Source organism: Acinetobacter sp. YH12046, assembly GCF_013419905.1.
Classification (GTDB): Bacteria; Pseudomonadota; Gammaproteobacteria; order Pseudomonadales; family Moraxellaceae; genus Acinetobacter.
Window position 1 is genome coordinate 69,623 of record NZ_VOZF01000006.1, and the last position, 15,010, is coordinate 84,632.

Annotated in this window: 10 protein-coding genes; 6 read left to right on the plus strand and 4 right to left on the minus strand. The window is 43.5% G+C overall.

Translation table 11 applies throughout. The annotated features are described in order from the left end of the window. Positions 1 to 158: 158 nt before the first annotated feature. On the minus strand, positions 159 to 2,348 hold the full coding sequence (locus tag FTU03_RS06050; protein ID WP_179992391.1) for a carboxy terminal-processing peptidase: 2,190 nt from the start codon (positions 2,346 to 2,348) through the stop codon (positions 159 to 161). Between the two features lie 199 nt (positions 2,349 to 2,547). Between FTU03_RS06050 and nagZ the strand changes: the two genes are divergently transcribed. Beyond that, complete coding sequence (nagZ, locus tag FTU03_RS06055) at positions 2,548 to 3,570, plus strand: beta-N-acetylhexosaminidase (RefSeq protein ID WP_179992392.1); 1,023 nt, start codon at positions 2,548 to 2,550, stop codon at positions 3,568 to 3,570. Between the two features lie 123 nt (positions 3,571 to 3,693). Then, positions 3,694 to 4,557 (plus strand): class I SAM-dependent methyltransferase, encoded by an 864-nt coding sequence (locus FTU03_RS06060; RefSeq protein WP_179992393.1) that lies wholly within the window; start codon positions 3,694 to 3,696, stop codon positions 4,555 to 4,557. Positions 4,558 to 4,587: 30 nt separating this feature from the next. On the opposite strand, the gene FTU03_RS06065 is transcribed toward FTU03_RS06060, so the two are convergent. Further along, complete coding sequence (locus FTU03_RS06065) at positions 4,588 to 5,925, minus strand: alpha/beta fold hydrolase (protein WP_179992394.1); 1,338 nt, start codon at positions 5,923 to 5,925, stop codon at positions 4,588 to 4,590. Between the two features lie 324 nt (positions 5,926 to 6,249). Here FTU03_RS06065 and FTU03_RS06070 point away from each other — a divergent pair, with 324 nt between their 5' ends. The 3 genes from FTU03_RS06070 to pta all read left to right on the plus strand — a co-directional run bounded on the left by FTU03_RS06070 (position 6,250) and on the right by pta (position 11,338). Continuing rightward, positions 6,250 to 7,515 (plus strand): glutamate-5-semialdehyde dehydrogenase, encoded by a 1,266-nt coding sequence (locus FTU03_RS06070; RefSeq protein WP_034703231.1) that lies wholly within the window; start codon positions 6,250 to 6,252, stop codon positions 7,513 to 7,515. A gap of 406 nt (positions 7,516 to 7,921) precedes the next feature. Continuing rightward, on the plus strand, positions 7,922 to 9,145 hold the full coding sequence (locus FTU03_RS06075; protein WP_179992395.1) for an acetate kinase: 1,224 nt from the start codon (positions 7,922 to 7,924) through the stop codon (positions 9,143 to 9,145). A gap of 54 nt (positions 9,146 to 9,199) precedes the next feature. Beyond that, complete coding sequence (gene pta, locus FTU03_RS06080) at positions 9,200 to 11,338, plus strand: phosphate acetyltransferase (protein ID WP_179992396.1); 2,139 nt, start codon at positions 9,200 to 9,202, stop codon at positions 11,336 to 11,338. A 309-nt stretch (positions 11,339 to 11,647) separates the two neighbouring features. Here pta and FTU03_RS06085 read toward each other — a convergent pair whose 3' ends face one another. Then, positions 11,648 to 11,887 carry a DUF2171 domain-containing protein gene (locus FTU03_RS06085; protein ID WP_004781996.1) on the minus strand — a complete coding sequence of 80 codons (240 nt, stop codon included), beginning with the start codon at positions 11,885 to 11,887 and terminating at the stop codon, positions 11,648 to 11,650. A 777-nt stretch (positions 11,888 to 12,664) separates the two neighbouring features. On the opposite strand from FTU03_RS06085, the gene FTU03_RS06090 reads away from it, so the two are divergent. Further along, positions 12,665 to 14,191 (plus strand): fumarate hydratase, encoded by a 1,527-nt coding sequence (locus FTU03_RS06090; RefSeq protein ID WP_005232211.1) that lies wholly within the window; start codon positions 12,665 to 12,667, stop codon positions 14,189 to 14,191. Positions 14,192 to 14,251: 60 nt separating this feature from the next. Here the strand turns inward: FTU03_RS06090 and FTU03_RS06095 are convergent, their stop codons facing one another. Beyond that, positions 14,252 to 14,968 carry a DUF2846 domain-containing protein gene (locus FTU03_RS06095; protein WP_179992399.1) on the minus strand — a complete coding sequence of 239 codons (717 nt, stop codon included), beginning with the start codon at positions 14,966 to 14,968 and terminating at the stop codon, positions 14,252 to 14,254. Positions 14,969 to 15,010: the final 42 nt, after the last annotated feature.

A 15,010-nucleotide genomic window follows, 5' to 3' on the forward strand; every position in this document is an offset into this window, starting at 1 on the left:
TTAATATTCCAGCTTTTTTATTCGACATAAATCACAAATTTTTCTTTTTTATTTAGTTACATAGCACTTTATATTTAATTGATATTGCATTCTATTTGCACAAAAAAACAGCCTATCGAGATAGGCTGTTTTAGAAACTGTATTACTTTATGTGAAAGTTACTGTTTTGACTGTGCTTGAGCATAGTCAGCCAAGACATGTGCGGCTTCCAGCACAAAAGCTTCTTCTTCCGGTAATGCCGGACGTTCTTTGGCTTTCATTTTCGCCCGGGCTTCAACCATGGCATCCAGAGATGCCTGATAACTTTCCCAGTTTGGATAAGGTTTCAGGCCGGTTGCAGCACGGCGGGCATTTTCAGCTTCTAAAGCTTTACGCTCGATATCCAGCAACTCAGCTTTACGCTGTTCCAGATCCAGAACTACACGTTTTTGGTCTTCGACTTTTTTCATAGCCGCTGTACGCTGTTCCAGATACTTGAATTGAGGATTCTGAGCGACACGCTGTTGAGATAACTTGGCCAGTTCCGGTACATATTTCTGGACCACACCTTCACGTTTAAATGGCGCAGTTGGAATCGTATCCCACTCTAGGGCATTTTTAGCCTTACGTTCACCAAACTCTTCGTTATAGATATCGACCAGCTTGATATCCGGAATCACGCCCTTGTTTTGGGTACTACCCCCCGTCACACGGTAGAACTTACGCTGAGTCAGCGTTGCCTGACCATGTGCCAAGCTATCTAGCTGAACCTGCGCAGTTCCTTTACCTGTTGTGGTACTACCAATCACGATACCGCGTTCATAATCCTGAATTGCTGCTGAATAAATTTCACTTGCAGATGCAGAAGCCAGGTTCACCATTACTGCCAATGGACCGGCATAAGTTTGTGCACCACCATCATCATCTTCAAAGACGCTGACATTACCGTTACCATCACGAATCTGAACCACAGGACCTGACTTGATCACCTGTCCCAGCATACGTGCCACTTCTTCAAGTGAACCACCCGGGTTATTGCGCAAGTCTACAATAATACCGGCAACATTCTTCGCAGCCAGCTCTTTCAGGGCCTTATTGGTATCTTCTGATACGGAACGGTAGTCGTTACCCGCACGACGGGCACGATAGTTCAGATAGAAAGATGGAATTTCAATCACACCATATTGATATTTTTTACCATCACGCTGGATTTCCACGGTACGGGTTCTAACCCCGGCATCTTCTTCCTGAATCACATCACGTACCAGACTGACATTACGCGCCTGTCCCATGGTCGCACCCGGGCCTAGTAACTTCAGTGTTACTTTGGTGCCGCGCTTACCACGAATCAGACCAACAATTTCATTGCTTGGCCAGCCAATTACATCAACCATCTGTTCGCCGTCTTGAGCAACGCCAACAATACGGTCACCTGATTTTACCTGTCCTGATTTGCTGGCAGGCCCACCTTCTACAATGGTTTCAATCTTGGTGTAATCTTCATTACCACGTTCTGGGCGAATCGACACTCCAATCCCTTCCAGCTGCAATGTAGTCTGACGGTTCAGCTCCATCGCATCTACAGGCGGGAAATAATTACTGTGCGGATCATAAGTCAGCATCATCGCATTCAGGGTTTTGTCCAGCACATCATCACTCTTGATCCGGCTGAGACGCTCTAACTGACGGGTATAACGCTTAGTCAGGGTTTGAGCAGGCGTTAAATCTTCCGGCCCAGTTAGGTCCTGACCATTCGCCAGTTCAGGATTGGCTTTAAGTGCATTTTGCTTGGCCTGCTCTTCTTCCTTACTGATCGTCAGGTTAATCAGCTGAGAGACCAGCATTTTTGACCAGTGAGCACGTTGTTCAGCCTGAGTTTTAAAGAACGGCGCCTTTTCGCGATCCGTTTCAATATATACATTCTTCTGGTTCAGATTTTGTGGTTTTTTCAGTTCTTCCAGCATAAAGGTATAGAACTGGGCTAAACGCTCACGATACTGCGCATGAATTTCATAAGGGCCAGACAAATTACCAGCTTTCAGATTGGCACCGAAAGTAGCGCCATAGCGTTTTTTATAATCTTCTATTTCAGATGCCAGAAAAAGACTGTGATCTGCATCCAGACTATCAATATAAAAATCAAAGATACGCTGTGAAGTCTGAGCATCCAGACGCATATTCAAATAATGTTGGCGATCAACGAGAGTTGCCAGTTGTCGGGATACCAATGCCTGTTCTTGAGAAGGTTGAAGCACTGCTTTGCTGACTACTTCTTTACCATCAGCTGCAATTGCATCATTCACCACATGGGTAAAAAATAATCCGCCTGTCGCAATCGCAACTGCACAAGCTATTGTTTGAAATTTCATAAATAATTCGTACTTCCTTGGCTTCAAGACCAATTTGACCGTGTTGCTTTTCGAGCAGAACTTAAAGTATTCAGCATCTTAAACAACTTAATATGTTTATGTCGTGTAGTTTTATCATATTCTGTGCTGACAAAGTGTAGCAAATCATTGCAGAATTCAGGTATTGTTTTCCCCGAAAATTCTAAAATGGATTCCACATATGATTGGCGCATTGATGCTCGACATCGCAGGCACTACCCTTACTCAAGAAGATATTGAACTCTTGGGTGCACCACAAGTCGGTGGTGTGATTTTATTCGGTCGCAATATTGAATCTCCTGCCCAAGTCCGCGCTTTGACTGATCATATGCGTCAGGTCCGTCCAGATATTCTGATTGCGGTGGATCAGGAAGGTGGCCGGGTACAGCGCCTGAAACAGGGCTTTACCCTGCTGCCTGCCATGGGCAAATTTGGTGAGCTTTATCAGACGGATCGTGAAAAAGCGCTGGAACTGGCCGAGAAATGTGGCTGGTTGATGGCGACTGAAGTACTGGCTGTCGGAATTGACTTCAGTTTTGCGCCTGTACTGGATCTGAATGATATTAGTGATGTGATTGGCGACCGTAGCTTTGCCAGAAATATTCAGGATATTATTCCACTAGCTAGTGCTTTTCTGAAAGGTATGAAACGTGCTGGCATGGCTTCGACCGGTAAGCATTTCCCGGGACATGGTTCGGTTAAGGCCGATTCGCATGTGGCCGCTGCCATTGATATGCGCAGCTATGAAGAAATCCAGCAAAAGGATATGCAGACTTTTATCCAGTTACAATCCCAACTGGATGCGCTTATGCCTGCCCATGTCATCTATAGTCAGGTAGATCCAAATCCAGCGGGTTTCTCAGAATTCTGGATTCAGAAAGTGTTACGCCAAGAACTTGGATTCGACGGCGTACTGTTCTCGGATGATTTAAGCATGCAGGCTGCCTGTGTGGCTGGCGGTGCCGATGCCCGCATTCAGGCAGCATTGAAAGCAGGTTGTGATATGGGATTGGTCTGCAATGATCGCGCAGCACAATGTATTGCGCTTGAGGGCATTCAGGAGCTGCCACTGCCCAATCAGCAGCGTCTGGAACGTATGCGCGGAAAAATTCCAGAGATTCAGATCGGCACTGAGCTGGATCTTGGAGATGAATGGCGCCAGATCTGTGATGAAATTAGCCAGTTTAAAGATCAGGTTCTCTAGTTCTTAAATGATCTGAATGCGACAAAGGAACACGACAAGGTGTTCCTTTTTTATTATCATGTTGAAAAGACTGCTATATTGATGAGCAGCATTGAATTAAAACAACAATAAGGTCAGGACGACATGACAGAATCTCTTTCACAACACCGCCATATTTCTTTTACTGCACACTATACTGGCTATATCTGGTACAAAATGGGGATTTCACATCCGGTATTTGCCACCTCTAAAGGCAAATTCCTTGCCAAACTGGTTCATCCGCTGGAGTCATGGGCTGAGCGTCATGTAGGCGGCAGTATGCGCACCACCCTGAAACAGCGACATCAAATGATTGACGAACACTTAAGCCAGTTAATTAGTGAATATCCTCAATTACAGGTACTGGAAATTGCCAGTGGTCTTTCTCCACGCAGCTGGAACTTTAGACAGAAATTTCCCGGGATTAATTATCGGGAATTGGATCTGCCCGATATGGCCAAGATCAAAACCAATGCTTTGCAGCAGATTGATCAGGATGCCCCGGAAGTATTGAGTGCCGATATTTTTAGTGCAGAACTGGCGAATATTTTTAAAGTCTTTGACCAGCAGCAGCCTCTAGTCATTATTAGTGAAGGCCTGATCAATTACTTTGATCAAAAAATGCTGTTTACCTTGCTCAAAGGTATTAACGAATATGGTCAAGGTTTCAGTGAAGTGCATTATCTCAGTGATATTTACCCTGAACCGGTCAAAAACAGACTGGCAAGCTTTATCTGGGCCTGTAGTCGTCTGCTAAAATTTATCTCACGCAGTGCATTTACTTTTCATTTTAAATCGCCCCAAGAACTACAGCAGTTTTTTCAGCAAGCTGGGTTTATGCGGGTGGAGGTCGAACAGCCACAACGTTATTTTGCAGAACCTCGACAGCAGAGTCCTCATTATGAACAGGATGAACATTTGGGCGATTTAGTCTGGATGATTCATGCGGTGAAAAAAAACAGCGTTTAATTACGCTGTTTTTTTATGAATTCTATTGTTTTAGATGACTGCATCGAATACTTCAGCCTGTTGAATTGCTTTCTCTTTCTGGACAAAGCGTAATAAACGCTCTGCTACATCAAAACTGCCATGCTTGAACAAGGCACGTAACTGAGTGTCATCATGTTCGAAGATCAGACATTCGATCTTGAACTCACCTTCTTCATCTTCCAGATGTAAAGCCAGATCACGTGGATATGCGGCTGCCTGATCGGTTAATCCAGGTTCCAATTCCAGCAACACCCCAAAGAAATTCATATCGACAATTTCTGCCTTGAATACCAGATCAGAATGACGATGACTTAAATAACGCTGTGGATCCTGAACCGTAATCCGCTCTTCCCCGCGCCGTTCGATCTGCTGCATCTGTTCACGGGTGAACGGGATAATACCTTCGAGTTGATCAACCGGCTCATCACGCAGGAAAGTTGCAAATAGATGCATGGTTTCTTTACGGCGCTGTAACTGAGGTACATGATCTGCAGAAGCAATCTGCACATACTGCATGTTTGGACATTGCAGGGCAAAATTGGCATTCTCATGCGGCAAGGTAAAGCTGTCATACTGCCCGCAAGCCACCAAAACTTTGCATTGAGGAATCGGTACATTGGTCAGTCTTAAAAGACGGTTACAGTTGATGTCATAGCGGTCCTGTTCTGTCGCTGTAAACTCGGACATCTGCTTAAAGAACAGCCGTTTTGCTGTTGGTGACATGCGGGTTTCTTTTAAACGTGCATGATTGACCAGATACAGAATCACCGCTTGGCCAAATTCGTCCATGCGCTGTTCTTTCATTAAATGCAAAGATTCTTCCAGCAGCATGCGCCAGCTTTTGCGGGTTTTCTGCATTACACCCATCAAAATCATACGGTCTACCAGTTCAGGACGCTGATCTGCCAGGCAGGAAGCCACCACTGAACCTAAAGACATCCCTAGAATAGCCACCTTAGGCAGTTGCATCTGCTCCAGCCATTGGCCTAGCATCGCTGCCAGATCTTCCAGTTCAAGTGTTCCTGCAGATAAGCCGGTATCAACGTTAGTAATTTGCTGGTTGGCCCCCATGGAAGGTAAATCAATTAAAATAATAGGTCCCGCATCAAATAACTGTTCTACACAATATTTGTAAGAATTAAAGTTCTGAAAAGCTCCCCCAATAATCACCATTGGGCGCATATGCAAAGTATCAGGACGCGCAATGGCCATATACTCGATTTTCCAGCCATCGATCCATGTCGTACGTGCTGGTTGCTTGAAACTGTGCTTATCATAAAGATCAAAAAAACCGTAATGGCTATGTTGGTCCAATGCCTGGGCATCCATCTGGATAATGGAATTCATATTCCTTTCCTCCGTCCTTGCCTTATTTTTATTGTGCAAGTCATTATTTACAGATCTTATGCTTCAGGATTATTCCGATTATCCTGAACACGCATCCTGCGCTGTAGTAATTATATCAATGACATCTATGTCGCTACATTTCATTCTATACAGAGCGGCTTTTCACAAGCAACTGATTCGACAACCACTTATCTGCTTTTAAAGATAAAACAATTTCAAAATGTTTAGAAACAGTGAAAAGCTTATGATTTTTAAGTGTTGGGCTTCATTGTCCGGCATCAGACTGTTAATATCAAAGTGAAATTTCTAAGTGATTGAACCGCTATGCAAGAGTCTATTGAACAATATATGCAAACGGTAGGACAGCAGGCACGCCAGGCTTCTCGCATTTTGGCTCGTGCGTCTACCCAAACTAAAAACAGCGCATTGTCAGCAATTTATACCGCTTTAGAAAACAGTCAAGCTGCTATTCTGGCTGCTAACCAGATTGATATGAATAAAGCTCACCAGAACAATCTGGATAGTGCCCTGCTTGATCGCTTAGAACTCAACCCCGCACGCTTTAAAGGTATGTTACAGGGCCTGAAAGATGTGATCAGCCTGAAAGATCCAATTGGTGAAATCACTGATATGGCTTACCGTCCTACAGGGATTCAGCTTGGCAAGATGCGTGTGCCTTTGGGCGTAGTGGGCATGATTTATGAATCGCGTCCCAATGTAACTCTGGAGGCTGCTTCACTGGCATTGAAATCTGGAAATGCGATTATTCTGCGTGGCGGTTCAGAAGCTCTGGAATCTAACCAGGCCATTGCAACTGCCATCCAGCATGGCTTAAAAGTGGCAGGCTTACCTGAAGCGTCAGTTCAGGTGATCAATACGACTGACCGTGCTGCGGTTGGCCAGCTGATTACCCTGACTGAATATGTCGATGTGATCGTACCGCGTGGTGGTAAAGGCTTAATTGAACGCATTACTGAAGAAGCGCGTGTACCTGTGATTAAACATCTGGACGGGAATTGTCATGTCTATGTCGAAGCACAGGCTGATCTGCTCAAAGCCCTACCCATTGCTTTGAATGCCAAAACCCATCGTTATGGCGTATGTAATGCCATGGAAACTTTGCTGGTTGATGAAAAAGTTGCTGAAGATTTCCTGCCTCGAATTGCTGAGCTGTATCAGGAAAAACAGGTAGAGCTTCGTGGTTGTCGTGAAACCCAGCGTATCTTGGGCAATCAGGTAGTTGCCGCAACAGAAGAAGATTGGTACACCGAGTATCTAGGTCCGATTCTGGCAGTTAAAATCGTATCGGGTGTTGAGGAAGCCATTGAACATATCAATAAATATGGCTCGCATCATACCGATTCAATCATCACTGAAAATTACAGTATCGCTCGTGAATTTTTAGCTGGTGTAGATTCGAGTTCAGTCATGATCAATGCCTCTACCCGCTTTGCTGACGGCTTCGAATATGGCCTAGGAGCGGAAATCGGTATTTCGACGGATAAGATTCATGCCCGCGGCCCGGTTGGCCTAGAAGGCCTGACTTCCCAGAAATGGGTAGTCTTCGGTGATGGTCAGATTCGCCAGTAAATAGATAATAAAATCAGCCTTGTTCGCAAGGCTGATTTTTTATGCATTGAATGAATAAAAGACATGCTCAAGTAAATATGCAGCCTTTATAAAATTGCATATAATTTCTTCATATCCATACCTAAAAGATAGAATAAATAAACATTATTTTTAAGAAATATAAGCTACAGTTTAATAGATCATTTTTTAGCAGTATTTTATTTATAAATGAAAACTATGAACTGATAAATTTTAATTATTATTGTCGCTGTGGTCGATAATGCTTAAGTCTAATCGGCTAAAGTCTATCTAGGACAGTAAAAAAACCCATGTTAAAACATGATCACAGACCTATCTTGTGTCGCTTTTGCCAGCAGACAGGTCAACGAAATGGATGAGAATTTTAATTAGAATCGGGTAAACAATCGTGTCTAAATCAGTATTAGTTATTAATTGTGGCTCTTCTTCAATCAAGTTTGCCCTATTGCTTGAAGAAAAGAATTTCCGTATTCACGGCTTAGCTGAGAACTTAGGCACAGAAAATGCCCGTATTAAAGGTGTGACTGTCGGCAATGAACCAGTCGATATTCATATTCCTTTTGCAGATCATAAAAAAGCGTTAGAAGTAGGTTTAGAGCGTCTGGCGAACTACAAGCCGGATGCGATTGGTCACCGTGTGGTACATGGCGGCAGCCTGACCAAAGCTGAACTAATTACTGACGAGATTATTGAAAAAATTCGCGAAGCAACTCCACTTGCGCCTTTGCACAACCCGGCTCACCTGATCGGGATCGAAGCGACTAAACGTTTATTCCCAGACTTGCCACAAGTCGCAGTATTCGACACTGCTTTCCATCAAACCATGCCGGCATATGCTTACCGTTATGCCCTGCCTAAATTCCTTTATACCGAATATGGCGTACGTCGTTATGGTTTCCATGGCACCAGCCATGCTTATGTGTCCGATCGCGGTTCTGAACTTGCGGGCAGCTTTAAGCAAGGTGGCTGGTTAACAGCGCATCTCGGTAATGGTAGTTCGACCTGTGCGGTGTGGAATGGCCAAAGTGTAGATACCTCAATGGGTCTGACGCCACTTGAAGGTGTGGTGATGGGAACTCGTAGTGGTGATGTTGATCCAAGTTTGCATAGCTTCCTGGCTGCAAACTTAGGCTGGGATGTATATAAAATTGACAAGATGCTCAACAAAGAAAGTGGCTTGCTTGGTTTGTCTGACAACCTGTCTAATGACATGCGTACTCTGATTGAAGCCTCAGAACAAGGTAATGAAGATGCGACTCTTGCGATTGAAGTATTCTGCTACCGTCTGGCGAAATCTTTAGCTGCTTTAAGCTGTGGTCTGCCACGTATTGATGGTCTGTTCTTTACTGGGGGTATTGGTGAAAACTCGGCGTATATCCGTGAAAAAACCATGACTTATTTACCACATTTTGGTTTCAACCTGGATAAAGACGCTAATAGTAGTTTGAAACGCGGCACTGAAGGCCGGATCGATAACGGTACAGGCCCACAAATCTGGGTAGTTCCAACTGATGAAGAAGGCCGAATCGCGAAAGAAACTCATTATGTGGTAGAGCATGAAGTGGAGCAAGCCATTGCAAAAAAGTCTGAACCTGAAGCTGCGCTTGCATAAGCAAGCCCGGTTCCCTTTTACCTAATTTCTATTATTGCGCGACTGATATTACTTATGAAAACGATTTTATTGGTGCCGACCGGGGAAGGCGTCGGCTTAACTTCAGCCTGTTTAGGTTTGGTATATGCTTTAGAATGCCAAGGGGTAAAAGCAGGTTTTGTGAAACCTTTTTCACAGGAAAAAAGTCAGGAAACAGATCGCACTACAACACTCTATCGTCATTTATCCCAAAGTGAAACTGTTGAACCGATTGCTTATGAAAGTCTGATTCAGCGCTTTAATCTTGGTGAAACAGATGAATTGCTTGAAGATGCAGTACGCCTGCATCGTGAGATTGCCAAAAATCACGACCTGATTATTGTTGAAGGTTTGGTACCCAATAGCCGTGATACCTTTGCGCCAAGCTTTAATGCAGCCTTGGCACAGGCACTAGATGCCAAAGTCATTATTGTCAGCAATGCTGATATCAACCAGCCTGAAGTGGCAGCTGAAAAAGTTGAAAGCCAATTACGTTATTTGGGTGGGTCCTCTTCTACCCGTATGGCTGGCGTATTATTTATGCGCACCAAAGGCTTACCTGAAGATTCTGCCCATATCCCGGTGACCATTGATCCTGGTTTACGTCTGATTAGTGATACCAACAAATTTATAGCTGATATTCAAAAAACCCATGCCCATATTGGTTCTGAAAAGCTTCCAGTCATTGGTCTGGTTCCATTCAGTAATACTTTAAGTGTGCCACGTATTTCTGACCTGGCAGCGCATATTTCAGCAGACTGGGTGAACTTGGGTGAAGCAAAGCAGCGCCGTGTCTTACACAGCAGTTTAATTGCGTCCAACATTGAACATGAGTTGCATAAATTCGTGGCTGGCGAGCTGATTATCAGTGCATCAGACCGCATTGATGTCCTGCTGGCAAGTAGCCTGGCGAGCAGCAATGGCATTCCATTGGCAGGTCTGGTGCTGACTGAACATTATGAGCCAAATTCGGCAGTACTGGAGTTCTGCCAGACAGCAATCAAACATGGCCTGCCTATTCTGCATACGCCACTCAGCACTTTTGAAACTGCCCAAAGTCTGGCCAATTTAAGCAATGAAATTCCATGTGATGATACTGAACGTGCTGAACAGGTGACCCGTTTTGTATCCAGTCACTTAAATGAAGAATGGATTGCACAGCTAATCAATGGTTCTTACAAACCACGTCTGTCGCCTTCTGCATTCCGTCATGAACTGGTACAAAAATCGATTGCTGCGAAAAAGCGTATTGTGCTTCCGGAAGGTGATGAGCCGCGTACCATTCAGGCAGCTGCAATCTGTCAATCTCGCGGGATTGCACACTGTATCTTATTGGCAAAACCGGAAGAAGTGGTTGAAGTTGCCAAAGCACGCAATATTGAATTACCGCACGATCTTGAAATTATTGATCCCGACCTGATTCGCGAGAATTATGTCGAAAAAATGGTTGAACTGCGTAAAGGCAAAATCAACGAATTGCAGGCGCGTGAACAGCTACAGGATACTGTGGTACTCGGCACTATGATGCTGGCACTTGATCAGGTAGATGGTCTGGTTTCTGGTGCAGTACATACCACAGCAAATACCGTTCGTCCGGCTTTCCAGCTGATCAAGACAGCCCCTGAATATTCACTGGTTTCTTCTGTGTTCTTTATGCTGCTGCCAGATGAAGTCTATGTCTATGGTGACTGTGCGATTAATCCAGATCCGGATGCCGAACAACTGGCTGAAATTGCAATTCAGTCTGCTGACTCTGCAAAAGCCTTTGGCATTGATCCACGTATTGCCATGATTTCTTACTCTACTGGTACTTCGGGTACAGGTGCAGATGTAGAAAAAGTGGCGAAAGCGACTGAGATTGCCAAACAGCGTCGTCCTGATCTGCTGATTGATGGTCCACTTCAATACGATGCCGCTTCAGTTGAAAGTGTGGGTCGTCAAAAAGCACCAGATTCACAAGTCGCTGGTCGTGCCAATGTGTTTATCTTCCCTGATCTAAATACTGGTAACACCACTTATAAAGCGGTACAACGTGCAGCAAATGTCGTGAGTGTCGGTCCGATGCTGCAAGGCTTGAACAAGCCGGTGAATGACCTGTCACGTGGTGCGCTGGTCGATGACATTGTATTTACCATTGCTTTAACTGCGATTCAGGCTGATCAGCAAGCTAGTTAATTTTCTTTAACACTCCACAACCATCCGATCAAAAGATCGGGTGGTTTTTTTATTGATCTATTTTATAAGTTTTCTCAGTAATTATTAGACGTTCTATAATCTACAGATTATCTAGCTCAAAAAATTATGCAGGTTCTTAATCTGCTCTATGAGTAAATGAAACTAAAATAAACAGATTGATGACACAAAAGAAATGCCAGCCGAACAGGCTGGCATTTACCACTTTAACAGATCAGACTTGCCTATTTTAAACTTACATCCAGTTTGACTATTTAAGCCAAACCAGAATAAGTCAGGCAAAGATCATGCTTATACCGTGGTCCATTCTTTGTGCACATCTTCTGCTGTTTTATTCAAGATCACACTGTCATCTTTCACTTCACTTACCCAGCTGATCGGGATCAGATGATGCTCATTATTCTCGTCATCACTTCTTGTCAATTTAATCTTGTCCTGACCTTCTAAATGATCCACTTTACCAACTTGAGTACCATCTGAAGCAATTACTGAAGCATGTTCTTTGATGTCATTTGTATTAAAGTTACTCATTCCAATTGCCCTATTTATAGAAGTTGAGAGACCTCAGTCTAAGCCCTAAAAAATTGGCTGTGTGTAAGGGTTTTCAGGCTTTGGGTTTTTCTGGGTTAATAATGTAATGAAGAAAAATAACTGTGTCACAGGCGTGTTGTGGCAAGGCCAAGATGATTGAAATATTGTTTTTTTATTAAGGTAATTTGAAGATTTGAAGATTTGAAGATTTGAAGATTTGAAGATTTGAAGATTTGAAGATTTGAAGATTTGAAGATTTGAAGATTTGAAGATTTGAAGATTTGAAGATTTGAAGATTTGAAGATTTGAAGATAGGCTAATTTTTTAGCTCTTAAAATGTAAAAAAGAAGATAAAGCTTAAGCTTGATCTTCTTTCTGGCCGTAGAACCAAGTAGCAGCGATATAAAGACTAAAAGCAATTACCATCAATACACTAGTCAGGGTCATAAAGAAAACTCATCATTCATTTGATAAGCGCATTATGTAAAAGTTTTATGACAGTTATATGACAATGATGAAATTTTCATAATTTCAATTAACCAATAAAAATCATACACTTAATATAAAGTTAATTATATTTAAATAAACTTTAAGCTGCAATATGACAGTAAATATGACAAAAACCTGTCATTTTTAGCCAATCTTTCAGCCAAAGTCATATGCCTTATTGCTTAAACTATAAACTTTTGGCCAATGTCCCTGCAAAACGCCCACAACCGGATTCATTTGTCTTATAATTTAGCCCGCTAGCTAACAGCCCGCTCAAGAGATATTTGTATGACAACTATTATCAAGCAAGATGACTTGATCACATCGGTTAAAGATGCGCTTCAGTTCATTTCTTACTATCATCCACAAGACTTCATCCAAGCGATGAGCCGTGCGTACGACCGTGAAGAGAACAAAGCTGCGAAAGATGCGATCGCGCAAATCTTAATTAACTCACGCATGTGTGCAGAAGGCCACCGCCCTATCTGCCAGGATACTGGTATCGTCAACGTATTTGTTGAAGTGGGCATGGACGTTAAATTTGATTTAACCATGAGCCTGGACGATGCGATCAACGAAGGTGTACGTCAAGGTTATCTTGAAAACTCTAACGTACTTCGTGCATCTGTACTGGCTGACCCTGCTTTTGGCCGTAAGAACACCAAAGACAACACGCCTGCTGTGATCTATCACAAACTTGTTCCAGGTAACAAAGTAGACATCACTGTTGCTGCTAAGGGTGGTGGTTCGGAAAACAAGTCTAAACTGGCAATGTTGAACCCATCCGATTCAATCGTGGACTGGGTATTAAAAACTGTTCCAACTATGGGTGCAGGCTGGTGTCCTCCTGGTATGCTGGGTATCGGTATTGGTGGTACTGCTGAAAAAGCCATGATGCTTGCAAAAGAAGCATTGATGGAAGAGATCAACATGGACGAATTGCTTCGTCGTGGTCCACAAAACAAACTTGAAGAACTTCGTATCGAAATCTTCGAGAAAGTAAACGCGTTGGGCATTGGTGCTCAAGGTCTTGGCGGTTTAACCACTGTTCTAGACATCAAGATCAAAGATTACCCTTGTCACGCTGCGGGCAAACCAGTCGGCATGATCCCGAACTGTGCTGCAACCCGTCACGCACACTTCACACTTGATGGTTCAGGCGTTGCGCATATTCAAGCACCAAGCCTTGAAGACTACCCATCAGTCACTTGGGATTCTTCATCTTCTAAACGTGTTGACCTAGACAACATCACTCAAGAAGAAATGAACTCTTGGAAACCAGGTGATACGCTGCTTCTAAACGGTACAATCTATACTGGCCGTGATGCTGCACACAAACGTATGGTAGACATGCTGAACAACGGTGAAGAACTCCCTGTTGATCTAAAAGGCAAATTCATCTACTACGTAGGTCCTGTTGATCCAGTGGGTGACGAAGTTGTAGGTCCTGCAGGTCCAACAACTGCAACTCGTATGGATAAATTCACTCGTCAGGTATTAGAAGCAACTGGTCTTTATGGCATGATCGGTAAAGCGGACCGTGGTCCTGCTGCTGTTGAAGCAATTAAAGACAACAAAGCGACTTACCTCATGGCGGTTGGTGGTGCTGCATACCTCGTATCTAAAGCAATCCGTGAAGCTGAAGTGGTTGCATTTGCTGATTTGGGCATGGAAGCGATCTACAAGTTTGTAGTGAAAGATATGCCTGTATCTGTAGCAGTTGACGTAAATGGTACATCTGTACACGCGACTGCTCCAAAAATCTGGCAAGCAAAAATTGGCAAAATTCCAGTAGTTGACGCTGCTGCGGGTTAATTTAAGCTATATAAAAAAGCACCCTTAATGGGTGCTTTTTTATTGGAATTTTAAAATTAATTACCAGGTTCTTGGATCCCAGAGTTTAAACGGTGTGGTTAACTGTACATCTGTAGATGGATCATATTCAGTTGCCTTAATTTTCTGAGCTTTCTTGCGGATTTTCCCAGTTTCCTGATCCTGTGCAAAAAAGTTAAAACTGTCCGATTTTAACTGGGTAAAAGCAATTTCATTGAGGCCCACACTGCTCGGCATCAGCATCAGAGGTCCCGGAACACTACGACGGGTGCTTAGATTTTCTTCATCATACTTAATAAAATAGGATTGACCCGCTTCTACGGTAAAGTCCAGATATTTAGGTTTCTGGAAGTGCAAAGCACCTAAAGGACGGCTGGTACTCAAGCGATAAGTGCCTGCAGGTAACTCAATCCAGTAATGATGATTATGCAATAAACTCGGAATACGATGCTGATTGATAAATAGGCTGGCAGCGACAATTTCCTGACGGTTCCATTTGGAATCCGGGCGGTATAAATAAACAATTGCTGCATCCTCATGCTGAGGTTTAACTGCCTGAAAATGATTGCCCTGTTTCTGGTTGACCCAGCCACCAATCGTAAACATCCCCACCCGATGCTGTTCGACGAAGCCCGGTTTTTTTTCAAGATCAATATTTTTTAAAGTGCTGAGTGGCTGTGTAGGCTCAACTACGGCTTTTTTACCGTGACAACCCATCAGCGCCAAACTGCCGATGAGCATCATTGCGACTCCACGCATGCTTATCCCTCACTGCGTCTTTATTCTTGTATGCAAGTGCTT

Excerpts from the sequence above, each read along its gene's own strand:
- pta (WP_179992396.1), top strand. The coding sequence starts at position 9,200 with ATGAAAACGATTTTATTGGTGCCGACCGGGGAAGGCGTCGGCTTAACT.
- FTU03_RS06070 (WP_034703231.1), top strand. The coding sequence starts at position 6,250 with ATGCAAGAGTCTATTGAACAATATATGCAAACGGTAGGACAGCAGGCA.
- FTU03_RS06060 (WP_179992393.1), top strand. The coding sequence starts at position 3,694 with ATGACAGAATCTCTTTCACAACACCGCCATATTTCTTTTACTGCACAC.
- FTU03_RS06095 (WP_179992399.1), bottom strand. The coding sequence starts at position 14,968 with ATGCGTGGAGTCGCAATGATGCTCATCGGCAGTTTGGCGCTGATGGGT.
- FTU03_RS06090 (WP_005232211.1), top strand. The coding sequence starts at position 12,665 with ATGACAACTATTATCAAGCAAGATGACTTGATCACATCGGTTAAAGAT.
- FTU03_RS06065 (WP_179992394.1), bottom strand. The coding sequence starts at position 5,925 with ATGAATTCCATTATCCAGATGGATGCCCAGGCATTGGACCAACATAGC.
- nagZ (WP_179992392.1), top strand. The coding sequence starts at position 2,548 with ATGATTGGCGCATTGATGCTCGACATCGCAGGCACTACCCTTACTCAA.
- FTU03_RS06085 (WP_004781996.1), bottom strand. The coding sequence starts at position 11,887 with ATGAGTAACTTTAATACAAATGACATCAAAGAACATGCTTCAGTAATT.
- FTU03_RS06050 (WP_179992391.1), bottom strand. The coding sequence starts at position 2,348 with ATGAAATTTCAAACAATAGCTTGTGCAGTTGCGATTGCGACAGGCGGA.